The organism is Paenibacillus tritici (genome assembly GCF_018207515.1).
Lineage (GTDB): Bacteria > Bacillota > Bacilli > Paenibacillales > Paenibacillaceae > Paenibacillus_AQ > Paenibacillus_AQ tritici.
Map to the genome: position 1 here is coordinate 887,651 of NZ_CP073365.1, position 26,130 is coordinate 913,780.

General features: G+C 51.0%; 18 protein-coding genes. 12 read left to right on the forward strand and 6 right to left on the reverse strand.

Annotated features, from left to right (window positions below):
* Positions 1–14: 14 nt before the first annotated feature.
* The 4 genes from KDC22_RS03790 to KDC22_RS03805 form a co-directional block, all read right to left on the reverse strand.
* On the reverse strand, positions 15–743 hold the full coding sequence (locus KDC22_RS03790; RefSeq protein WP_246553275.1) for a cytochrome c biogenesis CcdA family protein: 729 nt from the start codon (positions 741–743) through the stop codon (positions 15–17).
* A gap of 33 nt (positions 744–776) precedes the next feature.
* Complete coding sequence (locus tag KDC22_RS03795; protein ID WP_211722124.1) at positions 777–1,817, reverse strand: sensor histidine kinase; 1,041 nt, start codon at positions 1,815–1,817, stop codon at positions 777–779.
* Positions 1,817–2,521, reverse strand: a complete 705-nt coding sequence (locus KDC22_RS03800; RefSeq protein ID WP_173138391.1) for a response regulator transcription factor — start codon at positions 2,519–2,521, stop codon at positions 1,817–1,819. The genes KDC22_RS03795 and KDC22_RS03800 overlap by 1 nt, the downstream gene beginning before the upstream one ends.
* A 75-nt stretch (positions 2,522–2,596) precedes the next feature.
* A complete protein-coding gene (locus KDC22_RS03805; RefSeq protein ID WP_211722125.1) occupies positions 2,597–3,193 on the reverse strand; it encodes a stalk domain-containing protein in 597 nt (198 codons plus the stop codon).
* Positions 3,194–3,437: 244 nt separating this feature from the next.
* On the opposite strand from KDC22_RS03805, the gene KDC22_RS03810 reads away from it, so the two are divergent.
* The 4 genes from KDC22_RS03810 to KDC22_RS03825 all read left to right on the forward strand — a co-directional run bounded on the left by KDC22_RS03810 (position 3,438) and on the right by KDC22_RS03825 (position 8,510).
* Positions 3,438–4,595 carry a cobalamin-independent methionine synthase II family protein gene (locus tag KDC22_RS03810; RefSeq protein WP_211722126.1) on the forward strand — a complete coding sequence of 386 codons (1,158 nt, stop codon included), beginning with the start codon at positions 3,438–3,440 and terminating at the stop codon, positions 4,593–4,595.
* Between the two features lie 302 nt (positions 4,596–4,897).
* Positions 4,898–5,968 (forward strand): ABC transporter substrate-binding protein, encoded by a 1,071-nt coding sequence (locus tag KDC22_RS03815; protein ID WP_211722127.1) that lies wholly within the window; start codon positions 4,898–4,900, stop codon positions 5,966–5,968.
* A gap of 1 nt (position 5,969) precedes the next feature.
* Entirely contained in the window at positions 5,970–6,737 is a 768-nt protein-coding gene (locus tag KDC22_RS03820; RefSeq protein ID WP_211722128.1) for an IucA/IucC family C-terminal-domain containing protein, read from the forward strand.
* A gap of 51 nt (positions 6,738–6,788) precedes the next feature.
* On the forward strand, positions 6,789–8,510 hold the full coding sequence (locus tag KDC22_RS03825; protein ID WP_211722129.1) for an AraC family transcriptional regulator: 1,722 nt from the start codon (positions 6,789–6,791) through the stop codon (positions 8,508–8,510).
* A gap of 108 nt (positions 8,511–8,618) precedes the next feature.
* Here KDC22_RS03825 and KDC22_RS03830 read toward each other — a convergent pair whose 3' ends face one another.
* Positions 8,619–9,236 (reverse strand): TetR/AcrR family transcriptional regulator, encoded by a 618-nt coding sequence (locus tag KDC22_RS03830; protein ID WP_211722130.1) that lies wholly within the window; start codon positions 9,234–9,236, stop codon positions 8,619–8,621.
* Positions 9,237–9,556: 320 nt separating this feature from the next.
* Between KDC22_RS03830 and KDC22_RS03835 the strand changes: the two genes are divergently transcribed.
* The 7 genes from KDC22_RS03835 (at position 9,557) to KDC22_RS03865 (ending at position 19,434) form a co-directional block, all read left to right on the forward strand.
* Positions 9,557–10,438 (forward strand): ABC transporter ATP-binding protein, encoded by an 882-nt coding sequence (locus KDC22_RS03835; protein WP_173138378.1) that lies wholly within the window; start codon positions 9,557–9,559, stop codon positions 10,436–10,438.
* Positions 10,439–10,461: 23 nt separating this feature from the next.
* A complete protein-coding gene (locus tag KDC22_RS03840; RefSeq protein WP_211722131.1) occupies positions 10,462–12,075 on the forward strand; it encodes an ABC transporter permease in 1,614 nt (537 codons plus the stop codon).
* A 213-nt stretch (positions 12,076–12,288) separates the two neighbouring features.
* Positions 12,289–13,992 (forward strand): ABC transporter ATP-binding protein, encoded by a 1,704-nt coding sequence (locus KDC22_RS03845; RefSeq protein ID WP_211722132.1) that lies wholly within the window; start codon positions 12,289–12,291, stop codon positions 13,990–13,992.
* On the forward strand, positions 13,989–15,725 hold the full coding sequence (locus tag KDC22_RS03850) for an ABC transporter ATP-binding protein (RefSeq protein ID WP_211722133.1): 1,737 nt from the start codon (positions 13,989–13,991) through the stop codon (positions 15,723–15,725). The genes KDC22_RS03845 and KDC22_RS03850 overlap by 4 nt, the downstream gene beginning before the upstream one ends.
* An 81-nt stretch (positions 15,726–15,806) precedes the next feature.
* Positions 15,807–17,354 carry a diguanylate cyclase domain-containing protein gene (locus KDC22_RS03855; protein WP_211722134.1) on the forward strand — a complete coding sequence of 516 codons (1,548 nt, stop codon included), beginning with the start codon at positions 15,807–15,809 and terminating at the stop codon, positions 17,352–17,354.
* 111 nt (positions 17,355–17,465) lie between these two features.
* Positions 17,466–18,203 (forward strand): Fic family protein, encoded by a 738-nt coding sequence (locus KDC22_RS03860; RefSeq protein WP_211722135.1) that lies wholly within the window; start codon positions 17,466–17,468, stop codon positions 18,201–18,203.
* Between the two features lie 61 nt (positions 18,204–18,264).
* Entirely contained in the window at positions 18,265–19,434 is a 1,170-nt protein-coding gene (locus tag KDC22_RS03865; RefSeq protein WP_173138366.1) for a DUF4317 domain-containing protein, read from the forward strand.
* 110 nt (positions 19,435–19,544) lie between these two features.
* On the opposite strand, the gene KDC22_RS03870 is transcribed toward KDC22_RS03865, so the two are convergent.
* Positions 19,545–20,132: a DUF4304 domain-containing protein gene (locus KDC22_RS03870; RefSeq protein WP_246553642.1), complete on the reverse strand. Its 588-nt coding sequence runs from the start codon at positions 20,130–20,132 to the stop codon at positions 19,545–19,547.
* 309 nt (positions 20,133–20,441) lie between these two features.
* Here KDC22_RS03870 and KDC22_RS03875 point away from each other — a divergent pair, with 309 nt between their 5' ends.
* Positions 20,442–25,826 carry an S-layer homology domain-containing protein gene (locus KDC22_RS03875; RefSeq protein WP_211722137.1) on the forward strand — a complete coding sequence of 1,795 codons (5,385 nt, stop codon included), beginning with the start codon at positions 20,442–20,444 and terminating at the stop codon, positions 25,824–25,826.
* Positions 25,827–26,130 lie beyond the last annotated feature (304 nt).

A 26,130-nucleotide genomic window follows, 5' to 3' on the forward strand; every position in this document is an offset into this window, starting at 1 on the left:
CCCCTCCTAACGATTTATTGAATCCAGCCGACAATCGTGTTCAGCCGGTCTGTCATCAGCAGCAGTCCCATGATAATCAGCATACAGCCGGATGCGATTTTGATTCCTCCCATGAATCTGTACAAGCGGCGAATCCGCTTCACCAGAACTTCCGAGAATACGGACATGATCAGGAAGGGGATCGCTAGACCGAGCGTATACAGGAACATAAGGAAGCCTCCATAAGCAGGAGAGCCTTCACCGGCGGCGATGCTGAGAATACCTGCGAGTACCGGGCCGATGCAGGGAGTCCAGCCGAAGCTGAACGTCAGACCAAGCAGGAAGGCGCCTATATATCCGCCTTTGGCCACACGATTGCTGGATAGCTTTTTTTCACGTTCCAGCCAAGATAACTTAATGAGGCCTGTCTGATAGATCCCGAATAAGATAACGATGGCTCCGCAGATAGCAATGAATCTCGGGCTGGATATGATATTGCCAAGGATGCCGGAACCGAAGCCAAGCAAGATGAAGACTACAGATAGTCCAAGCACGAACAACAACGTCCGCATCATGAAGCTGGAACGAAACCGGAAGGAGCTGGTGTCAGCCACTCCCTGATTCGTACCATCCGCTATACTTCCAGACAGATAAGACACATATACCGGAAGCAACGGCAGAATACAGGGTGCAAAAAACGATAACAGCCCTGCGCCAAACACGCCGAACAGAAATATAGATTCACCGGCCAAATCAGTCACCACCTTAATAAATGCTGCTTACCCGGGCCCTAAGGCTTACCGGCTGATATAGATGGGAACGGTGAACCAGAAGCAGCTGCCTGCTCCCTGAACACTGTGCACCCCAATGGCACCGCCATGAAGCTCAACAATCGACTGTGCGATGGCAAGGCCCAGACCGGCGCCCCCGTTGTTCTTGCTGCGTGCTTTGTCAATCCGGTAGAACCGTTCAAATATGCGTGCCGTCTCCTCCGCTTCAATCCCCTGACCTTCATCGGTCACTGAGATTCGCAGGTATTGACCCTCTTCAGCGGCAGCCAGCACGATCTTACCTTCCATAGGTGAATGCTGAATGGCATTCTGCAATAAATTGGACAAGACCCGCTTAATCTGCGTCGGCATCATCAGAGCGGCAGGCAGTTTATCCGGCAGCTCAATCTCCACGTTCAGCTTCTTCTCCGTGAGGTGAAAAGAGAAGCTCTCCAGCGTACTGATCAGCAGCTCATCCGCATGACAAGGCAGCGGGTCGAAGATTTCGCCTTTGGCTTCCAGACTGGATAATTCAAATAGATCATGGATCAGCCCTCCGAGCCGCTTCGTCTCCAGCCGGATGGTATTCAGATAACGCTGAAAAGTCTCTTCGTCCTGAATGACATCGTCCTCCAGCGCTTCAACGAACGATTGAATGGAGGCGAGGGGGGTCCGCAGATCGTGGGAGACATTCGCAATCAGTTCCCGCCGTGCGGATTCCGAGTGGTGCAGGTTGTCGAAGCTTTCCTTCAATTTGAAGCTCATTACATTGAACTGCTGTGCCAGGAGCTTGAACTCCTGCGGGCCGATTAAGGGGACTTCGGTATGGAAATCCCCCTCGGCAATTCGTACTGTCTGCTGTGTAATCTGTGCAATGGATTTCTCTAACGGCCTTGTCAGCAAATGCTGCAGGATGAAGGATAGTAAGCCTACCCCCGCCGTTATACCGGACAACCAGTAGAGCTGATTGATGTTGAGGAGCATTTTGGAGTAGCTGACGAATAGACAGATCAACAGGACCCCAATCCCCGTGAGGCTGGACAACAATAGATACGTACGCAGTTTCATTAGATGCCATCACCCGCAAACTTATAGCCTATTCCCCAGACCGTCTTGATATATTTCGGGTCAGAGGGAGTCTGTTCGATCTTCTCCCGTAATCTCCGGATATGCACGGTAACTGTGGTGGTATCTCCCTCGTAGCTGAAATCCCAGATCTTGCTCAGAATCTGGGTCCGCGAGAACACCTGGCCGGGATGACTTGCCAGTAAGTACAGCATCTCGAACTCTGTAACCGTCAAGTCAATCGCTTGCCCGCTGATCTCCACGGTACGCTTCGCCACGTCTATAGTAAGTCCTTCATACTTAATGGTGTGTTCAGCCGCGGTAACAGGCGATGCCTGAACCACCCGCATTCTGCGCAGGATCGCCCGCACACGCAGCACGAGTTCTCTTGGACTGAAGGGCTTGGTCAGATAATCATCTGCACCCATCGTCAGCCCCATCAGACGATCCTGTTCCTCCCCGCGCGCCGTCAGCATAATGATCGGGACATCTTCGGTCTGCCGGATCTCACTGCACACTTCCCAGCCATTCTTATGCGGCATCATCAGATCGAGCACAATCAGGCTGGGAGTCTGACTGCGCCATAGCTCCAGCGCTTCTACCCCGTCTTTGGCGGTGATCACCAGATAACCTTCCCGTTCAAGATACCTGCGGCACACATCGGTAATATTTGAATCGTCATCAGCGACCAGTACCCGTTCATTCACCTTAACCCACCCCATATTCGGAAAAATACATTTGACTCCATCATAGCATATGGTGATGGTATAGCTCAGTCCGTCTTACTTCATAGCCTTGGCAGGCTTCATGTAGTCAGCCACTACCATGTCCACCACATAAGTGCTGCCATCGTAGAGAGCAGGGGCCATACTCAGGTTGACTGTTTTACCGTCGACCATCATTTTTTTCGACCCAATCATTACCTTGATCATCTTACCCATCGGCTTCATGCCGTCATCCATCATCTTGCCGTCATCCATCATCTTGCCGTCGTCCATCATCTTACCGTCGTCCATCATCTTGCTATCGTCCATCGTTTTGCCGTCGTCCATCATCTTGCCATCGTCCATCATCTTGCCGTCATCCATCATCTTGCCGTCGTCCATCATTTTGCCGTCGTCCATCATTTTGTCGTCGTCCATCATTTTGTCGTCATCCATCATCTTGTCCATGTACATTAGCGATACTGAGCGGTCCTTGCTGTTCCATTCAATGCTGTAGCCGTACATCATGGCGGCCTGTCTTAGGTTCATCAGCTCCATGCCGTCCTTTTTCATCGTTTTGATTCCTGCTGCCGCACCGGCTATTCCGGACACCGCCAGAGAGAGCACCAATGCTGCTGTCATCATGAACCTTTTGCCTGATTTACCTTTAACCATGTTTATCACGCTCCATCGGTTTTTTTGATTACATGGATAAGAATAAGCAAGAGAGCTTACGATTCTCTAAGCTAAGTATTACGATTGTCTTACGAAGCGGTCAGAGATTGTAGATCCGGTCTGCCGCACTATAACCTTTCACTATAACCAGGTATCATTTTTAAGTGTTACGTACCTCTGAGTCCTCCATGCTAGAATTTAGACACAAGAGACAGAGATGAGTGAGAATAGAGGAGGACTAACCATGTGCAACAGATTTCAGATCGTAGGCAGCCTGCTGCGTCCGGCGGAGCTACTAGAATATAAACAGCAAATTGAACACCGGGATGATATCCAGTATCCTTTTTACCAGGATTTCCAGGGTTATGAGCAGTGCGAGGCTGAGGCGATTCAGGCTGTGGTCGAGCAAGAGCGCGAGAATGGGCTGTCCATTCTGACGGATGGGGAGTATTCCAAGTCGATGTGGCATCTGGACTTCGTGTGGGGCTTCCAGGGGATTGAGCGTTATATCGCACCTCACGGGTATTTCTTCAGAGACATTGACGGCACCTCCAAATACGAGACGCGAAAAGATATCGGCCTACGCATTACAGGCGAGCTGGGCGGAAAGAATCATCATTTCCTTCAGCCCTACCTTAAGCTTCAAGCCCTTGCCGGCGACCGCGAGACGAAGCTGTGCGTACCTTCGCCGTCCCATATCTTCGGAGAGCTGTCCTGGTCGGATAACCTTGGTGGCGCTAATGCAGTGTACCAGAACCGTGATGAGCTGAAGGCGGGTCTGGTGACGGCGTATAAGGATTTTGTACAGGAATTCGCGGCCGCTGGCGGGAAAATTCTGCAATTCGACGACTGCCTCTGGGAGCTGTTCGCGGACGATAATCCGAATTCGCCATTCACCGGCGAGAAAATCAACCATGAGGAAGTTCAGAGTCTCGCCACAGAATTCATCGATATTAACAATACCATTATTGATTACGGACATAGCTTGGGGCTGAAAATGTGGACGCATAACTGCCGCGGCAACTATGATTCCCGGAATATGGGCGGCGGCTCCTATGTGAAGATTGCCAACCTGTTCCTGAAGCAGCTGAAGTACGACCGCTTCTTCCTGGAGTGGGACGACGAACGCGCTGGTTCGCTGGAGGCACTTGCTGTGTTCAAGGATAGACCGGAGACGGAGATCGTACTGGGCCTGCTGTCCTCCAAGACGAACACTCTGGACGATGAGACCCGTGTCCTCCGCATGCTGGATGAGGCCTCTACGATCATTCCGAAGGAGAGATTACTGCTCTCCCACCAATGCGGCTTCGCGTCCTGCGACGGCGGCAACGAATTAACGGAAGCCGAGCAGTGGGCGAAGATCAGACAGGGGCAAGAGATTGCCCACCAATATTGGGCTTAACTTCATTAATAGGTAGCAACGGTTCATACAAAGCAAGCCCGCATCCGGCAACAGGATGCGGGCTTGCTGATTGTTTAGGAAATTATAGTCTCCCTCTGATGTGGACCAAATGTAATCGAAAGACCGAACACAATTGGACTGGGTACGAAACATAGGCCAAATGTAACCAGCCCATGTCGCATTTATCCGGCTGCAATGTCGCAAAAGTACATGGAAACAGAGGCTCTGAATCGGCTATACTCGCTGTAACAATTATGATAATGAAAATCATTATCACATAATACAGAGATGGGGGAGTCGAAATGAATAGAGCAACAAGGAAAAAGAGGACCGGCAGCAAGAGCAACGCCACCCAAAAATCAGGACTGTTCATGATATGGATGCTGGCGCTGGTGCTTGTGCTGACGGCATGCGGGACGGGAGGGGGCACTAATAAGGCAGGTTCAGCCGCACAGCCGACAGCGGCAGCTGAACCGTCTCCGGCCTCTGAAGCACAGGCTCAGGCATCGCCGGAGCCGCAGACTGCTGCAGCCTATCCGGTTACCCTCACCCATATCAAGGGTGAATATACCCTGACGGAGAAGCCGAAGGTGATTGCTGCGCTTGACGTGAAATTCGCTGATCAGCTGATCGCGCTTGGAGAGAAACCGGAGGGCAGTGTTGTTGCTGGAACAAAGGACGAGTTCCCGGAGTATTTGAGTGAGCAAATGGCAGGTGTGAAGGTCCTTGGTACACGGGATGAGCCCAATCTGGAGGCGATTGTGGCGTTGAACCCGGATCTGATTCTGATGACCAACTTCCAGGAGGAGGTCTATGAGAGTGTCAGCAAAATTGCACCTACAATCGTCCTGGACTTCTATGAGGATTGGCGGGATACGCTGGCTACCATCGGTACCATAACAGGCAAGCAGGCAGAGGCTGAAGTGGTGAAGAAGGCCTACGAGGACAAAATCACCGGTCTACGGGAGCAGCTGTCGGCGAAGCTGGGCGACGAGACGGTTGCGCTGATTCGTCCGAGACCGGAAGGGATTCGTGTGCATGGTCCGGAGCACCGGACCGGAAGCATTTTGTATGAGGACCTGGGGTTAAATGCGCCTGCCTTCGTTCAGGCGATCAAAGATGATACCTCGGTTGAAATCTCGATGGAGACTGTCGCTGATGTCGGAGCAGATCATTATTTCCTGCTCTCGGATGATCTGTTCGCCAAAGAAGCAGAGGTGCTGGCCAGCAGTCCGATCTGGAAATCCCTTGATGCAGTCAAGAATAACCGTGCATACGACGTTAATTCAACGCTCTGGATCGCTTACTATGGTCCCCTTGCAATCAATATCATTGTAGATCAGGCCTCGGAAGCGCTGCTTGGAGCTCATTGAGATGGACCACTATCTGTCGTCGGCCCCCTGGAGGGAGTTGGCGGAGGATTACAAGCTGTGGCTGGGTGAGCCGCCCGCAGGCAGCGTCCGTACTATTGCACTGAGCCAACTGCAGGATGAAGCTGCATGCCGCGAATATGTCAGCTGGCTTAAGGAATATATCGGCGCGCCGGACATGCAGGTTGCGGCTTCCATGCTGGCCAAGCGGATCGGCTATCTGTGGATCGCGCCGCTATTGACCGCCATGACCTTTCATAATCGCGAAGTTTTCTTCCCGCTGGACCGAAGCTTCCTCTATCATCCGGCTTCTGCAGAAGTGACGACGTTCCCTTTCCTGGCGCTGAACGGGCTTCGGTCAGCATCACCGCCGGAAGACAGGGGAATGTGGCGGGAGAAGGCTGCAGAGAAGATTTTTGCAGTACAGCTTGCGCCGATGCTGCAGACGCTTGCTGCCATTGGGCCTGTCTCCATGGCCGTGCTGTGGGAGAATATTATGGTGCGTATTGCCCCGCTGTATGCGCCTGGAACAGACCATTCCGGTCAAGAAAGGGCGCGGATGCAGGAGGATTTTGCGTTTCTGGCCCGGACGGCTCCCGGACAATTGTTCAGGGCAAGACGCAATCCGTTCACCCGGTTCACAGAGGGGAATGACAAGGCTCCGGTTGCGAAGAGCAAGCGCATGACCTGCTGTTTCTATTACCGGATGTCGGGGGAATATTGCCGGAAATGCCCGAAAATTGACAATGAGAATGAATCTCAATTAAAATGACAGCAGGTCTATCCGTTAAGCATAGGATACTGTTGTCAGGAGATGAGAGAAATGCCGCAACAAGAACAGGCAAGTCTATGGAGTGATACGGCGGTCAAGACACTTGACGTACGCAGCGGGACTGTGCCGCCGGGCGGGGTTCTGAGCGAAACGGGACTTGCGGCAAATATGCTGCTGCTGGCAGGCGGCGGGCAAGGAGGGCTTGTGATTAATGGTGAAGCTTGCCATGTCCAGGCCTCTTTTGCTTGTCACGCTGTTAAGGGATCAGCCTTTGCTCTAACTGCGGGATCAGACAACATTCATTATACTGTTATTAGCTACAAGGCCATTCCTGTGGCGGGAGCCGCCCATGTTCTCTTCCCGCAGCGCAATCATCCGCTACGCACTTCGTTCGTTCACCATCCCGCGCTCCCGGCGGAGCTGCATATGGCGGCGGACAGGATTGCGTCCAAATGGGGCCGGGGTGAAGGGCTGGAACGCTTCCATGCCAATGCGCTGCTGCAAAGCATGCTCTACGAGCTTATTATGGAGCATGAACGCGGCCGGGGCGGCGCAGAGCCGGATATGGTGGATGTTGTCGCCGCTTATATAGCGGGGCATTATCGTCAGGACCTGGAGCTTAAAGAGCTGGCTGCGCTTGCCGGATGCGGCGCGAGACAGCTCCAGCGGCGGTTCAAACAGGAGATGCTGGTCGGGCCGATGGAATATGTGATCCGGCTGCGGATGGAGAGCGCAGAGCGGATGCTGCGTTATACGGATGCTCCCATCGGCGAAATCGCTGAAAGAACAGGCTACCGCGACATGTATTATTTCAGCAGGGCGTTCAAGAAATATTATGGCGTCCCCCCGCAGCTCTACAGGCGCACTGCCGCTTCAGGCCCCGGTACGGTCTCTGCTTCTTCAGGACTGCTAGAGGGCTTGGCCTCCTCACGCGAGTCACTGCAGAGCCCGGTGATATCCCATCTGCGGGGCGAATATTGTGTCACCGCTACTCCGCAGCGCATTGCTGTACTAGACGTTCAATATGCTGACCATTTGCTTGCGCTTGGGATGTCTCCTGCAGGAAGTGTAGGCTTCGGCAGCAGGGCGCTCAATTTCCCCCCGTATTTCCGGGAGAGGCTTAAGGCAACGGAAATGCTCGGAACCTATGAGTACCCGGACCTGGAGGCTGTAGAACGGCTGCGGCCGGATTTGATTATCTGTACCGAGGTGCATGATCTGCACTATGAACGCTTAAGCCGGATAGCTCCAACGATCATGTTCAAGCGCAATGAGAGCTGGCAGACGATTCTGAGCCTGTTCGGCGAACTGACGGGCAAGCGGGTGGAAGCGGAACGTATGATTGCCGATTACCTCCGCCGTACGGCACTGCTGTCGGCAGAGCTTGCGCCGGTACTGTCGGGCAGGAGCGTGGCTCTGATCCGTCCGCGGGAGTCCGTGGTCCGGGTACATACGGCTGCTCACCGCACCGGCGCTGTGCTGTACCGGGACCTGGGTCTGCCTGCTCCGCTGTTTGTTGCAGATACCTCCGACACGGCCTATCATATTTCCGTCGACAGCCTGCCGGCTGTGCATGCCAACTACTATTTCCTGCTTAGCAACGAGAGGATGCAGGACGGAAGTTCTATGACAGAGCAAAGCGTGAGGGGCATACTGGATGCAGACCAGCGGCAGCGTATATACGCGGTGGATGCGGCTACCTGGATCGGCTGCTATGGACCGACAGGCATCAATTGTATTGTGGATCAGGTAGCCCGGGCCTTGCTGGCCTGAGCAGCAGCCGGTGGCTTTGAATTGAAATGACATACATGTTGCAAGTTAGTACGCTTCAGAGACGATCTCTGAGGCGTTTTTGGTTGGCGGGGATAGTATACCCATTGCTTATTTAAAGGCTGAACTGGACGGAGGACTTGGCGCAATACCTTTAATCAGCATGTCTGTCCATTGGGCGGTGTAAGGAACGATCCTGCCGTAGATATGCGGGCTGGAGATCCCTTCAACTAAGGCCTGGAAGTATATCAAAAGAAATTCATCCGAATATTTCAGATCAACCTTGCCTTCCTTACGTCCGCGGTGGAATAAATCCAGCATGATATTAAAGCTTTCCTTAGCGTATTCCTGCATCATCATAGATAAGCCATCCTCCCCCTTCATGGTGAAGTAATCCATCATCTCTAAATAAAACTCTTTTTTGATTTTGTCCAGATAATGAATTTTGGTCTGACTCATGGCAATGAGTGTTTCTTCAAAGGGTTTATTCTCGGCCATAATCCCCCGGGCGGTGTTCCCCATTTTATCCAAAAAATACTTAAAAACCTCATGAATAAGATTCTCCTTACTCCCGAAATATTTAAAAATCGTTGTTTTGCCAACGTTGGATTGTTCAGCGATCTCCTCCATTGTTAATTTCTCTATACCGGTATCAGAATTCATCAGGTTAAAGGTGGCTTCTAATACTTGGTTTTTCTTCTCCTGGGTCCGCTTTTCGAAACCGTTCATGTATCATTCCTGCTTTCTATTTCAAGTGAATAAATATATTATGGAATGGTTTAGTTCACAATTTTCCTTCATATTAATTATATAGCTATAGTTATGGGTTATCAAGCTTACGATAGTTCATAACTTTTGACTTTTAAATTGACTGAGAGAATAAAAAGAGCTATAACTGAAGATGTAAATGAACTTTGGTTTAAAACAAAGGGATAATTCATTAAATATGAACTTTAATACTATTAATAGTTCATATTTATCTGGAGCTGACCTTGCTTTGAACTGGAAAGCACGTTACTAAAACTGTTTTTAAAAGGAGTTTTAGTGCTATGGATGAAATTGTGAGGGTGCAAGGCCTGCAAAAAAAGTTCGGGAAATTCAAAGCGCTGCATGATGTGACATTCACCGTAAAAGCCGGGGAGGTTGTGGGCTTTATTGGGCCAAATGGCGCGGGTAAGTCAACAACCATTCGTACTTTGCTGGGGATCATCAATCGTGATGCCGGGGATGTGAAGATCTTTGGCAAGGATGTATGGAAGGATAGCCTGGAGATTCATAAGCGCATCTCTTATGTTCCAGGCGATGTGGCTCTGTGGGGCAACTTAACAGGCGGCGAAATTATTGATCTGTTTATTAAATTGCATGGCGGAGGAGACAAGGATAAACGGGATTATCTGATTCAGCGTTTTGAACTCGATCCTAAGAAGAAGGCTAAGGGTTATTCCAAAGGAAACCGGCAAAAGGTTGGCCTCATTGCGGCATTGTCTGTGGACTCCGATTTGTATATTTTCGATGAACCGACTTCCGGGCTTGACCCGTTGATGGAGGCTGTCTTTCAGGATGAGGTGGAGCAGATCAAGCATACCGGGAAAGCAATCTTACTATCGTCTCATATTCTGAGTGAAGTGGAACGTCTGGCAGACAAGGTGGTTATCATTCGTCAGGGAAGAGTGGTTGAAACCGGGACATTGAATGAATTGCGCCACCTGACCCGTTCTATAGTGACTCTGGTAACTGAGGGGGATGTGGCTGAGATGCTATCTGTTAATGGTGTCCATGACTTTAAGCACCAAGGCAATCAGGCGACATTCTCTGCGGATAATGAATATATTAATGAGATTTTGACCCAAGCGGCAAAATTAGGGGTGAAGAGGTTCGAAGCTGTACCGCCAACGCTGGAAGACTTATTCATGCGGCATTATCAAGTCTAAGAGCTGAAATGGAGGGACATGCGATGCAAGAAAAATTTGCACGTTGGAATGTGTTATTTGCGCTGTATCTGAAACGTGACTGGAAAAAAATAACAGTCTGGATTTTGGGCCTGGGTTTATTCTCAGCGGGTTATGTTCCAGCTTTTGAAGAAATCGGCAAGGGGCAAGGCTTGCAGGGGATGTATGAGACCTTACGCAATCCCGCTATGATCTCAATGGTTGGACCGACACCGGTGAACACCGCGGCTGATTATACCTTGGGTGCTATGTATGCGAATGAGATGCTGTTATTCTGTGGTTTGTTTGCGATGATTATCGCTGCTCTGCATGTTGTGAGCCATACCCGCAAAGAAGAAGAGCGCGGGCTTACAGAACTGGTGCGTTCCTTTCAAGTGGGGCGTCAAGCGAACTCGTTTGCGGTGATCGCTGAAGTCGTCCTCATCAATATTGTATTAGCCCTTCTGATTGGCGGGGTTATGACTAGCTTTGGTGTAGATACGATCTCGGCGGGGGGATCATTTTTGTTTGGCGCCTCCATCGGGATGGCTGGTATTGTGGGAGCTGCGATTGCATTGGTGATGGCACAAATTATGCCAACTTCATCCGGCGCAACGGGTTCATCACTGGGGATTGTGGGTTTGCTCTACATTATTCGGGCCGGTACGGATGTATCGAATGTTGATTTCTCAATGATCAATCCTATGAGCTGGATCTATCTGACCTATCCTTTTACAGACAACAATGCGGTTCCCCTGATTTTGTCCGTAGCCTTCAGTACTATTGTGGTGATTATTGCTTTTGCCCTTGAGGGCGGAAGAGATATGGGGGCTGGTTATTTACCGGAAAGAGAAGGGCGCGGGGCAGCGAGACAGTCGTTGTTGTCTGTACCCGGTTTGTTTATGAAGCTTAACCAAGGCATTATCATTAGCTGGTTGATTGCCTTTGTAATTATGGGGGCGGCCTATGGCTCGATTTATGGAGATATGCAGACCTTCCTGGCAAGCAATGAAGTGATGAGTCAAATGTTCACGATAGCCGGGGTGTCCATCGAAGAATCATTCACTGGAACGATTATGATGGTCATGATTGGGCTGGTTTCTATTCTACCCATTGCCATTGTTAATAAGCTGTTCTCGGAAGAAGCGCGGCTGCATTTGAGCCAGATCTATTCAACCAAAGTGACCCGGGCTCAGCTCTATTGGACGAGTGTCATTATGGCAATCATTGCCGGACTAGTGGGTATTGTGCTGGCTTCAAGCGGTCTTGGGGGCACGGCAATATCTGCAATGGGGGACAGCTCGTCCATGAATATGGGAGACTTCCTCGCTGCAGGCTATAACTTCCTGCCTTCTGTGCTGTTCTTTACCGGACTTGCGGCTCTGGCTTTAGGCTGGGCGCCGAAGCTGGGCAAGGTGATTTATGCTTATCTTGGCTATTCTTTTGCGCTGAACTACTTTGGAGGAATTCTGGATTTACCGGAATGGTTCTCCAGAACAGCGGTTCAAAGCTGGATTCCGCGGATGCCGATGGATAACTTTGATGGAGCCATCTTTATGATGATGACAGGAATCAGTATCGCCATGATGGGGATAGGCTATATGGGCTATCGCAAGCGGGATATGGTGGAAGGGTTATAGAGGGAAATAGAAGGATAAGTTATCGTGTGCAACCTATAAATTCTTATATTTGGACAAAAGACACGGAGGGACTCGTGTCTTTTTTTGCGTGCTAAACCATCTATAGTCAGAAACTCGTCACTCTTCCATACGAACGTTTGTGCTACAATAATCTTTGTGAATATATGGAAGAGGGGTGGGGCTGTGACTTCAAGGCAGTGGGTCATTAAGTTCATGCGGATGCACCAATGGGTGTTTGTATGCGGGTTCCTTGTCACTACACTGATGACTATGGTCAACCTGATGTATCCGTTCCTGGGCGGGAAGTTAATCAATATCGCTTTTTATGATAAAGACATGAGCGCCTTTTTGCACTTGTGCCTGATCTATGCCGGTATCCTCTTTGTCAATCAGTTCGTCATTGCGACATTCAATAATCTCATTTCCTCACAGCTAATGACGGGGTTTGTCTTCGATATCCGGCGGGCACTGTTCAACAAAATATTACATCAGCAAGGCAAGGACCTCTCCGGGATGTACAGCGGGGATCTGATCAGCCGGATGAACCGCGATGCCAAGGATATTATGAATCTGGTATTCTGGAGCGGACTTTGGGGATATTCCAACCTGCTGCATATTGTATTCGCTGCCGGCTTCATGTTTTACTACAGCGTTCTTCTGGGGGCTTTTACGGTCGTTTTGGTTCCCGCCGTGTTTTTTGCTTCGAAGGTCTTCAAGAACAGAGTACAGAAGGTTAACAAGGATATCCGGACGGAACAGGGGAGGCTATCCTCTTATTTATTCGAGATCGTGAAGAATTTGCGGGAGGTCAAGGTCCTGGGTGCAGGGAAGAAGGTAACAAGTACATATCTAAGAAGAACGGTCTCTATCCATAGAATGAATGTAGACAACGGAAGAATCGAAGTGACCACCGAAAGGGTGAATTCGTTCATCATGCTTGCCGCCCAACTCCTGCTCTTCATTATCTGTGCCCATCTGATTGTGCGCGGCCGAATGCAGCTTGGTGTTTTTGTCGCCGCCGCCAGCTATTTCAATATGGCTGTGAACTACTTCAGCTCGATCAACAGCAAGATGGCCGACATCTGGGGGCAGACGGTCTCCTTGCAGCGTGTAGTGGATATCCTGAATGAAGAGGAAGAGGATTACCGGGAACTGCAGCCGCCGTCATCCATCAAGGAGGGGACGGTTGAATTTCATAATGTCTGCTTCGGATATACCAAGGATCGGCCGGTGCTGAACGGATTCAATCTCCGTGTGGAGGCGGGAAGCACCATTGGCATTGTCGGAAAGAGCGGTGCGGGCAAAACAACCATGGGGAACCTGCTCAATAATCTATACAGCGTGGACAGCGGCGAGCTTGTGATTGATGGCGTGAATGTCAACGATTACAACCTGCACAGCTTGCGGAGCCAGGTGGGGATAGTCCATCAGGAGACGGTTATCTACGATAACACTTTGCGGTATAATCTTTCGTTCTCGAACAACCGGGACCATGATGATCTATTGCTGGAGGCGCTTAAGAAGGCCGCTCTGTACGAAGTTGTCCTTAGCCTTCCTGAAGGGCTGGACACGTGGCTGGGGACTTACGGGCAGGAATTATCCGGCGGGCAGAAGCAGCGTCTGGCGATTGCGAGAATATTGGTCAAGAACCCGAAGATATTGGTCTTCGATGAGGCGACTTCTTCCCTCGACAGCAAGAATGAGGGGCTGATCCGGCAAATGATGAGCGAGCTTGCGCAAGACCGGACACTGATCATCATCGCTCACCGTCTCTCTACCATCCGAAGCTGTGACAGAATCGCAGTGCTGGAAGGCGGCGTTGTCCAAGGCTATGATACTCACGACGTACTGATTAGAAGCAATACAACATATAGGGAGTTATTCAGCGAACAGTGTGCAGGAGGGGAGGCCGTATGACACGACTGGTTACATTCAAGGCATTAACCCGTGAGATCGGGGGTATTCGCAAGCCGCTCCTGGTGCTCGCCCTGCTCAAGCTGTGGAATCTGGTGTGCGGACTAATTCCATTGTTCCTGTACTCATTGTTGGTCAAGCAGGTTCTAGTGGATAAGCACCTGAACGAGCTGTGGCCGGTCCTTGCTGGTTATCTGGCGGTATTCCTGCTTACGACGATCGGGATTGCAGTCAGCCAGCGGTTCTCCAACCAGCTAATCCTGAAGTATGATCTGCGGCTCAAGCATAAACTGTTGAATAAATTGCTCCGCCTTGATCATGAGGTATACAGCACATATAGTATGGGCGATGTTAAAAGCCGGATTGAGCAAGATGCTGCCGTTGCCGGGAAGTTCTTCACGACACATATACTGGATTATAGCTATGCGGTCGTATATGCCGGTGCGCTGGCTATTATCTTACTGTGTTACGACTGGCGGATTGCGCTGCTTAGCTTCGTCTTTGTTCCCGTGTCTTTGTATACAGTTAATTTCCTGGGAGAGAGGACACGGAAGGCCGGAGAAGAATTATGGAAGCTGCAGAACCAATATGAATCTTTTTTACATGCGAATCTGCAGAACTGGAAGGATATTAAGACCAACAATCTGGAGGAGGCACAGCTCGCTGAACTGAACGGACATTATAAGAAGATCCGCCCGGTCTGGTTCCTTAATCAGCTCTATTTGCATCTGGGGATTTCCTATTCATTCTTCACCAAAAACTTCATTACGCAGCTATTTATCTACTTCATCGGCGGGATATTTGTCATTCAAGGCTATTCACAGGTCGGCGTACTGCTGGTGTTCATCAGCTTCTATGGGCAGTTCTTCGGGTTCATCGAGAGAATTAGCAATGGTCTGATGAATTACAAGAATGATTCGGTGAATATTAGTAAAGTGATCGGGCTATTACATGCAGAAGCGGACAAGCGGCCTTACAAACGCATTAGCGGAATGGATATAGACGTTCAGAATCTGCATTTCCGCTATGAGGGGAACGATTCTTTCGCGCTTGAGGGGATTTCGTTCTCGGTGAGCAGGGGGGAACATCTGGCTATCACCGGTCAAAGCGGCAGCGGCAAGTCTACTCTTGCTAAACTGCTGACAGGGCAGATGAAGCCGCAAGGAGGAAAGGTCAGCATCGGCGGTATAGATCTATCTGAGGTGAACGGCGAGAGTGTCTCTGGCAAAGTAAGCATCGTTGTGCAGGAACCCGTCCTGTTCAATATGACGATCAGAGAGAACCTGCTGCTGGCTAAGGCCGGTGCAACCGAAGCAGAGCTGATAGCGTGCTGCCGCAGAGCGAGTATCTATGAATGGATTGAATCACTGGAGCATCAGCTGGATACGAGGATTGGGGAGAAGGGGGTTAAGCTCTCCGGAGGCCAGAAGCAGCGCTTATCCATTGCCCGGGTGTTATTGCAGGACAGGGACATTATTATATTCGACGAAAGCACAAGCGCTCTGGATCACGGGAATGAGAGTGACATTATTACTGAGCTTCAGGGCTTGTCCTCCGGGAAAACCATGATTTCCATTGCCCATCGTCTATCTACGATTCAAGGCTGCGACAAGGTAATGGTGCTGCAAGCCGGAAGGGTGGTAGCCTACGATACCCACACTAATCTGTTCACCCGAAATGAAGCTTATGATATGCTGTTCCAGAGTCAGTATGTATACATGAATCAAGCGAACTGATCTGTCCATTGACGGCATCACCGCCCGGTAATATATTGAAGTGAAGATATTCCTGGCGACAGATTGTAGAGGAGAAGAGAAATGAGCCCGACCCAAGTGTGGATACCTGTCGTCTGTTATTGGCTGCCGATGCTCTTCTTTTTCTACATGGGGATGGATGTGCTGCTGCGCAACCCGAAGAAGATTGAACATCGTCTGGTGAGTGTATCGATTCTGTGCTACTTCCTGATGTTCCTGGAGGAGTACATCCGATATATGCTGCCGATTGAATATAGTCCCGTACTGGCTGCAGCCTGGTTCGCCAATGTGGGTATCCTCATTCCAGGGCTTGGATTTCACCTCATGGCACGGTTAATCGGCTTGCATAAGCGGATGCCGAAGCCGTGGTATCCCTATCTGTTACATATATTGGTGCTGGCTATACCAGCCGGACTTATTAGTCAACGTTCCTATACGTCTGTAGAGATGTTCACGACATCCGGTGTGTGGAAATGGCCGGTGGCGAATGCAGCCTATTATGGAACCCTGACGGCAAGCCTGCTGCTTAGCTTCGTGCCTATCGCCATGCTGCGCAGTGCGCGCAAGTGGAGTGCTGCCGATCCGGCCTATCAAGAGCATAAGGGCATCTTCAAGCTGCTGGAGTACGGCTCCTGGGTTACGATCCTCTGGGTAGCCGTATTCGGCTATTTCCGGTTCGGTGAGGTGTTGCCGCCCTATACGTACATATACGGCGGGCTGATCTGGTGCTTCGTCCTGCGTCTATCCATGCAGAGGTATGAGTTCCTCAATCATGCCGGACAGCGCTACCAAAAGATGTTTCAGATCAACTCACAGGCCGCGCTGCTCGTCTCGCTGTCCGGCAGCATCAAGGAAGCAAATCCGAGTGCGAATAAGATGTTCGACCGGCTGGCGCTTGGCCCGGCGAATCTTGCCGATCTGGGCGGTGCGGATATCGTGGCCAAGCTGAAGGCACAGGAGGATATCGGCGAAATCGAAGCAGTGCTGCGTAGTGGTGACGGGATGATCGAGGTGATGATTAACGGGGATTACGTAACCGTGGATCATGAGATCTATGCCGTTCTGCTGATTCGTGACATCCGGTTGCGCAATCAGCATTTGCGTCAAATTGCCTTCATGGCTTATCATGATCCGCTGACGGAGCTGCCGAACCGCAGGCAGTTCTACGATAAGCTGGGAGAAGCCCTTGCGGAGGCGGACCGGACCGGCGGGGAGCTGGCTATTCTGCTGATTGATCTCGACAGGTTCAAACAGGTGAACGACCGCTGGGGTCATGAGGCCGGAGATCTGGTGTTATGCCGGGTGGCCGTCATGGTCCGGGAGCTGGTCCAGCCCTACGGGCTGGCTGCCCGCTTCGGCGGTGACGAATTCGTGCTGTTCTGCCCTGTAGGACGGGAGGGGCTAACCGCCGCAGAGCTGGAGCAACGGCTGCATATAGCTGCTACGCAGGCTACGCTTGATTACGAGGGTGAAGAGCTGAGGATCGATATGAGCATCGGAATCAGTCTGTACCCGCGGGACGGGACGGCCCCGGACGCTCTGCTGCGTCATGCGGACAAACGGATGTATGCGGTCAAGCGGGGCGATGTGGAGGGCGGTCATGAAATTTGAACCGGGCGGTAGTACAGATGAGAATCGCTTACAACCGGGATATATTTAGTGCTATATTTGAAATCAATTGACTTACAGCTATGCCGTTAGGACAAGAAAGGAGTGAGCCGAATGGGATACCCTGAAATAGTGCGTAAAAAGGCCTTATATGATCAGGTTAAAGATAAACTCCCGGACATTACCGTCAATAGCTACGTCAAGGCCTTTGAACTTGAGTATACGCATAACTCAACCGCGATTGAAGGCAATACATTGACCCTTCTGGAGACCAAGGTGGTTCTGGAGGAAGGGTTATCCGTAGGCGGCAAAATGCTTCGGGAAATATACGAGGTGATTAACCATAATAAAGCCTACCAGTATATTAAAGCCTGTATTCATGATGGGAAGCCGCTGGATGAAGGTATTATTAAGGATATCCATGCTGTACTGACTGAGAATATCATGGTAGGCGGTGTCTACCGGAACGTTGAGGTGTATATATCAGGAGCATCCCATACACCGCCGCCACCCAATGAAATGTACCAGCAGGTGAAGAACTTTTATGCGGATCTAGCTGACAAGAGTACCGCCGATATCATAGAGCTTGCGGCCTGGACCCATGCTGAATTCGTGCGTATCCATCCATTCGCTGACGGGAATGGGAGAACCTCGCGTCTAATCATGAATTATCAGCTGCTGGCGAATGGATATCTTCCGGTTTCCATAGCCAAGGAGACACGGCTGGATTACTTCAATGCCCTCGAAGCCTACGCTGTGCACCGGGACCTTAAGCCTTTCGCGGACATGGTAGCCTCTCTGGAAGAACAGCAGCTGGATCGCTATCTGGGGATGATGGGGCGGCAGGCGTAGGGTTTCTACTATCGTTTATATGGAACAACCAATTTATTTCCTAGGAGCTGTGTTACGAACCATGATCAAGAAAGAAGCCGCACATATACGTAAGCAGTTTAAGATGGATCACGATCAGCTGAATCTGTACGATATTCTCAACGTGTATATTATGAAGGAGACCAACGAGATCTATCATTTCGAGCGCCAGCCGTTCGCGATGCTGGAACGTGAGAAGCAGGAGCTGTATATGAGCAACTTCCGCAAGCTGCTGACCGGGGAGCTGGACCATAAGCTGTTCGAGCTGAAGTTCTTGGAGGAAGCGGAGGAGCCGTCGCAGGTGATGCTTCACCAGGGACTGGTGACCGGTGACCCGGAGGAGTGGCAGGACCTGATGCTCATGCTGGTGGACAAAATGCTGGTGGATGCCAAGTATGAGAAGGATGCGGTCATCACATTCGTACGGGGGCAATACTTCCGGCCGACCAAGGCGCGTAATGACGAAGCCGAGGAGACCGGGAAGGACGAGGTATTCGCTCATCCGTTCATCCTGTGCAGTGTGAATTCCACGGAGCAGCAGCGCAAGACGCTTTTATTCGATTATGTAGAACGGGAATTCAAGTATAATATCATGGTTGACCCGATTATCAAGCTGAGCACGCCGGAGCAAGGCTTCTTCTACCCGAGTGTGACGGACAACTATTCGGATGTGAACCGTGTACTGTATTGTACGGGAAGCGCGAATAATCCGAACCCGCATTTCATTGAGCAGGTGCTGAATGCGGAGCGGTCTGTGACGGCCATGGAAGAGAGATCTATCTTTGAAGAGATTGTAAAAGAAGTGGCAGGCGAACAGATTGATGTGGGTACCATTGCCCAGGTGTACGAGGAGATTCACCAGGTCATCGAAGACAACGCGGATGAGGAAGAGCCGCCGAAGCTGGATTACCGGGATGTGGAGCGTGTGCTGAAGGCAAGCGGCGTAGAGGACGTAACCATGGAGAAGGTGGAGCGCGCTTTCGAGACCATTGTCGATAATAAGCACTACGAGATGAAGGCCAGCAGTGTCATCCCGAAATTCACCTCCAAGTCGATCAAGATTGATACCAAGGTAGCTTCGATCACGATCAGCCCTCAGGATCTGAAGTATGTGAGACAGGTGAATTATCAGGGGAAACGCTGCATCATGATTGAGATCGAGGAGGATGCGGTGATTGAAGGGTTTACGCTGCTGACGGAGAATTTATCCTGACCTGTAACACCTGAATAGGTGACAAGAATAGGGCTATTCCGAAGTCTCGGATGAGACCGGAATAGCCCTGTTTGATTCTGTCCGCAGGAAGGACGGAGCGGAAGCTGCCATTACCTCCCGTACTTCTCCCAGACCGCTGCATACTTCTTCTCCAAGATCGCCCAGCGCTTCTCGGCGCCGTATTTCGCTTGGAGCTGCTTGAGGTATTGCTCCGCAGTCTCTGTATCCCCTGTATCCAGCAGGAACCCGAAGGTCTCCTCACTTAAATGCAGTGCTATCTTCGGCATATAGTATTCAATAATGGCCCTGGCATCGGTTAGGGTGTACATGAATTGGAGACCCTGATCCAAGTGGAGCAGCAGGTCTGCCGTGAACTTGTCCACATCTACCTCCGGAGTCAGGAAGTAGCGTTCCGGGGCGGCGGGGACGATGTTCCTGATCCGGACATAGAAGTGAGGCAAGCCCAGAGACGAAGCAGGCCTATATTGCGCAAGCTCTTCGGAATTAAGACTGTAATTCACATAGAAGCTGAGTTGCTTGTGTGTATTGTACTTGAATTTCTGGATATTGATTGTATAGCTGAGTTGGCCTTCTGTTTTGTTGAAATTCAGATCCTTTGTACGATAGCCCCGTTCGGAGAAAAAAGGTTTGACGTCCTGCTTAATGATCGCCTTAAATAAATCCTGCATATCCTGCATATTCTGCACACTAACCCCTCCTCGTTCCAAGTAGATGACTGATGGCAAGATTAATTGTACTATAGTCACAGATAATCGCAAATTGTAAGGGAAATCATACCCGGCCTATTCTGTTCAATGGACAGATCGGCTTTTTTACATTTGTTTTTGTTGATTCGCATCATGCAAGGACTAAATATATATTTATATCATTATTCAGTGAATATATTTGTCGAACTTGTTAATTTTAACGCGGAAAATGTCGATAAACCAATTATTAAAAACGTTATCAATTATAAAGGAATAGCCAATTCGACAAGGAGGAAAGCGATGTTAAGTAAATTTGGAAAGATCGGGCTGGCTTTGGTATTGGTGATCGGGCTGCTGCCCATGGTATCACTCCGGGCCTATGCTGCGTTGCCAACTTTTAATGAAACACTCGATTTTGTCATCGAACCTCCGGTTTCAGGCACCACAGGCAAGACTGTTTCGGATGCCCAAGGTCTTCAGGATGGAAGTACGGCAGTGCTGCTGAATTCATTCGTATATCAAGGTAATACCTACACCTCCTCTAATTTCCTGAGGATCTACAACAGCACAGGAACCCTTACAACAGACGTTAACCTGGGCAGCCTGATGGACACCTATTACAAAATGACTTATGTGAGTATGCTTGCGCTAAGTAACGGCAATCTATTGATTACGTATAGTAAAAGTGACTCCAATGAAAATAATCTGCAGTTGGGGACTGTTACGGAGAGCACGCCGAATGCCTATTTCATGGTGCTTAACAAGGCAGGCCAGAAGGTAACCGGCCAGACTCAGCTTAATACATTCAGTGCCGGAACTCTTCCGCAGCTTACGCGTTTTGTATCGGCGGCGGAGTTATCTGACGGGAATATAGCTTTTTCCTGGCAAAGGAATGACAACAAGAGTACGGTTACCCGTGTGTTCACCGCTGCGGGCGTACCCGTGTCAAGTGAAACACTGCTGGTCGATGCTAATGCGAGCATGTCCTATGTAGCTGCTGGTGACGGCGTGTATATGGTAGCTTACAATTCGGGGGCTCCGAACGATAATATCTATCTGAAGTTATTCCATAACAACGGAACCCCCACCGTAACAACTATTAATGTGGGAGCGAGAATGAATGAGAGGCAGCTGTATCTGTCTACACTGGGCAACGGGAACTTCATGTTCAGCCAATATCACTGGCAGACCGGGGTTACCAGTGTTTCTTTATATGACAACACGGGTGCAGCTCAGGGCGGATTTACCATGAATGGTTCTCTGGCCGCGGCATCAGCCGTTGTCTACAAGAAGGGTGCCATGCCCGGATTCGTAACCGTAAGTACGGACGCTGTGTCCAATAAGGCCATCGACGATGCGTACAACTACGGTACAGAGTGGTCGGGAACCCAGTATGCTTACCTGAATTACTATGACTATAACGGGAACTTGCTTTATACAACGGATCAGCCGGTGGACTCCGCGCCCGTCGTATTTCAGGGATATGATGAAGATAGCTGGATGTTCGCTGTGGAATATTATCCGAAGTTCTCTATCCATCCCACCTTTGGCGACAAGCTTGTCTTCATCAGAACGGATAATACCGATGATACTCATTACAGAATAACCGGCAGACTGTTTGCAACAGAGATCTCCACTCCGGTTGTGCTGCAATCGGCGGTCGCTGATGGCGTACCCGAAACCACCACCTCGACGAAGATTGATCTGACGTTCGATCCCGCGATTGCCGGGCTGACGGCAGATGACATCACGATTACTGGCGATACAGGCTCTGCGGTAAAAGGAGCATTAAGCGGGTCAGGAACAGCTTGGAGCATTGCGCTTACTTCAGTGGAAAAAGAAGGGGACGTATCGGTGGCAGTGAATTCGCCAAGCGGGTACACGATCAGCGGATCGCCGCTGACGGCAACGGTATCACTGTTCAAGCCAGCGCCGGAAGTAACCCCGACCGCTGATATTGATTATGCAGCTGAACAATTAACAGGCTTAACGGCTAACGGTTCATATACGGTGAACGGCGCTTCGATGATGGCTACAGCAGAAGGCAAGCTGGCTATAGACAGTAGCTGGCTCGGAACCTCGCTAAGCATCGTGAAGAAGGGCAATGGTTCAACGACGATCGACAGCGCGGCGCAGACGTTGGTAGTTGCTTCCCGTCCGGCAGCGCCTGCTGATGTAGCAGCGACAGCTGAAACAGCGATTAATGCCAACAACGGTACGCTGGTTGATGTGACTCCTGCGATGGAATACAAGAAGGGCTCGGCAGGGGCGTGGACAGTTATAGCAGACACAACGGTAACGGGGCTTGCTCCCGATACGTATTACGTGCGGACGAAGGCGACAGCGACAGCGTTTGCCTCGGAAGCACAGACGGTGACGGTGAATGCTTACGTAGCAATACCTGAAGCAACTCCGGCAGCAGATCTGGATTATGTGGCTGAACAGCTGACAGATCTGGTACCAAACGGTTCGTACACGGTAAACGGTACGCTGGCGGTAACGGCGACAGCAGAGGGTAGGCTGGTGCTGGATAGCAGCTGGCTGGGAACCACGCTGAGCATCGTGAAGAAAGGCAATGGTTCAACAACGATAGACAGCGCGGCACAGACGTTGGTAGTTGCTTCCCGTCCGGCAGCGCCTGCCGATGTAGCAGCGACAGCTGAAACGGCGATTAATGCCAACAACGGTACGCTGGTTGATGTGACTCCTGCGATGGAGTATAAGAAAGGTGCAGCAGGGGCGTGGACAGATGTAGCGGGCACAACGGTAACAGGGCTTGCTCCCGATACGTACTACGTGCGGACGAAGGCGACAGCGACAGCGTTTGCCTCAGAAGCACAGACGGTGAGGGTGGCGGCTTACGTAGCAATACCTGAAGCAACTCCGGCAGCAAATCTGGATTATGTGGCTGAACAGCTGGCAAGTCTTGCGCCAAACGGTTCGTACACGATAAACGGTACGCTGGCGGTAACGGCGACAGCCGAGGGTAGGCTGGTGCTGGACAGCAGCTGGTTCGGAACCTCGCTGAGCATCGTGAAGAAGGGCAATGGTTCAACGACGATTGACAGCGCGGCGCAGACGTTGGTAGTTGCTTCTCGTCCGGCAGCGCCTGTTGATGTAGCAGCGACGGATGAAACAGCGATTAATGCGAACAACGGTACGCTGGTTGATGTGACTCCTGCGATGGAGTATAAGAAAGGTGCAGCAGGGGCTTGGACAGATGTAGCGGGCACAACGGTAACGGGGCTTGCTCCCGATACGTATTACGTGCGGACGAAGGTGACAGCGACAGCGTTCACCTCAGCTTCGGTGCCACTTACGGTAATGTCGTTCACCGCAACGGCTGAAGTGACACCTGCGGCGGTCATTGATTTTGCCGCTGAGCAATTATCAGGTCTGACACCAGACGGCTTATACACGGTGAATGGCATGGCAGTAACAGCTGCAACGGACGGAACATTGGCTGTAGACAATGGGTGGCTGGGAACCTCGCTGAGTATTGTGAAGTTGGGCAACGGGGTAACCACCACGGATAGTGATGTGCAACTGTTAACTGTTCCTGCCCGTCAGGCCGCTCCGGTTGGTGTGAGTGTAACGGATGTGACCTACAACGGAGCCAATGATGGTACTCTGCAGAATCTGACGGTCCAGATGGAATACAGAGCAGGCAGCGCGGGACTTTGGACTGAGGTCATCGGCACAACGATTGCTGGTCTTGCGCCGGACACCTATTATGTACGTGTGAAGGCAACGGCAACAGACTTTGCTTCAAATATTGCTCAGGTTACTGTTCATGATTCGGATGCGGTTATCCCGTCTGCACCTGAAGTAGCCGCAGATGATCAGAGCAATACGATTATAGGCCTGAACACAAGCATGGAATTCGCTGTAGACGACGGACCTTACGTACGGTACGACGGAACTAACCTGCCGGATCTCGGCGGTGAGCATACCGTCAAAGTCCGGGTAGCAGCCAGTGGATCTGTTCCGGCGGGACCGGCAACGATGCTTACTTTTACAACGAATGTGCTGATCCCTGCTGAAGACTTGTCTGTGAGTGCCAGTGACCCGGGTGGTGCAGCCAATAACGGCTATACGCTTATATCGGTTACGCCTGCACCCGCTGAGGGGCATAAGCTGCTGTATAAGAACTTCGGTCCTGGGAGTGTCAGCGTGCCGAATGCGGGAGACCTTCTGAGCGGATACACCCTTGTAGGCAGTGAGGGTCTGATTCCGGCAGCCGACGGGGATACGATTGGAATTGCTGAGGTTGATGCTGACGGTAAGGTAGTGAGGTACGGCAGCGCGATAGCGGTAGTTGCGGTGACTAATCCGGTCATACCAGATCCCGGGCCGGGCAACCCGGGAAGCAACCCGAGCAGTGGCAACCCAAGCAGCGGAACGCCTGCCGGGAATCCGGCAACTACGGTTACCGATGTAATCGTCCTTGTGAACGGCAAGCAGGAGAATGCGGGCAAAGCAACAACAACGACCTCCGGCAACGTGAGAATAACGAACGTCGTTGTAGATCCGGCCAGACTGCAAGCGAAGCTCGATGCGGAGGGGGATGGGGCTGTAGTAACCATTCCGGTGATGCTGGATTCCAACATTATCATCGGAGAATTGAACGGCCAGATGATCAAGAACATGGAGGAGCTGTCGGCCACCCTGGTGCTTCAGACAAGCAAGGGTACCTATACGTTACCTGCATCCCAGATTAACATCGGAGCGTTAGCTGCAAGACTGGGGAACGGGGTGAAGCTGGAGGATATTACGCTGAAAATTACAATTGGCGAAACTTCGGCATCCATGAATCAGGTAGTGACTGCTGCGGCAGGCAGAAACGGCTTCACGCTAGTTGCCCCAGCGCTGGATTTCACCGTCACTGCTACCTCTGGTACAGCAACAGTGGAAGTGAGCCAGTTCAATGCTTATGTTGAGCGGACAGTGGCGCTTCCACAGGGCATTGATCCGAACCGGATTACCACGGGCATCGTCGTTGATCCAGTTGGAACGGTGCGTCATGTGCCCACCCGGCTTATCCAGAAAGACGGCAGATATTATGCTGAGATTAACAGTCTGACGAACAGCTCTTATGCTATAGTGTGGCATCCGCTGACCTTCCAGGATGTAGATAAGCATTGGGCGAAAAATGCGGTGAACGATATGGGCTCGCGTCTGGTCATTAACGGAGTGAATGATTCAATGTTCAATCCGAATGCAGACATTACCCGGGCAGAGTTCGCAGCGATTATCGTACGCGGTCTGGGACTGAAGTATGGAGGAGAAACTGCGAAGTTTGCCGATGTTCCGGCGGATAGCTGGTATGCCACAGCCGTCGAAACAGCCTCCTGGTATGGTCTGATCACCGGCTTCGAGGATGGAACCTTCCGTCCGGATGCCCGGATCACACGTGAGCAAGCCATGAACATCATCGCCAAGGCGATGAAGCTGACTGGCCTTGCAGAACAGAGCGGCACGGTGGATACAGCAGGTGTACTCGCAGCCTTTACCGATGCAGGCCGCGTAGGAGCCTGGGCCAAGGACAGCCTGGCACTTGCAGCCAGCGCCGGCTTGATCACCGGCCGCGGCGGCAGCAAGCTGGACGCCAAAGCTAATGTCACCCGCGCAGAAGTGGCGGTTCTGATTCAGCGTTTGCTGCAGAAGTCGGAGTTAATTGACTGAAGATTGTTATAATAAGAAAAAAGCGAATTCAGACATTGTGCTGAATTCGCTTTTTTCATTGTTCAGGAAATTGTGGGACCAAAAGGCTGAAGGAGCGAATGAAGAGCATTAGTGCACTTGAATTGAGCGGACACGGGCTAAATGAGCAAATGAAGAGCATTAGTGCACCTGAATCTAGCGGACCCGGGCTAAATGAGCGAATAAAGAGCATTAGTGCACTTGAATTGAGCGGACACGTGCCAAATGAGCGAATAAAGAGCATTAGTGCACCTCATTACGCCAGATGGCTACCGGAGTAAGCGAA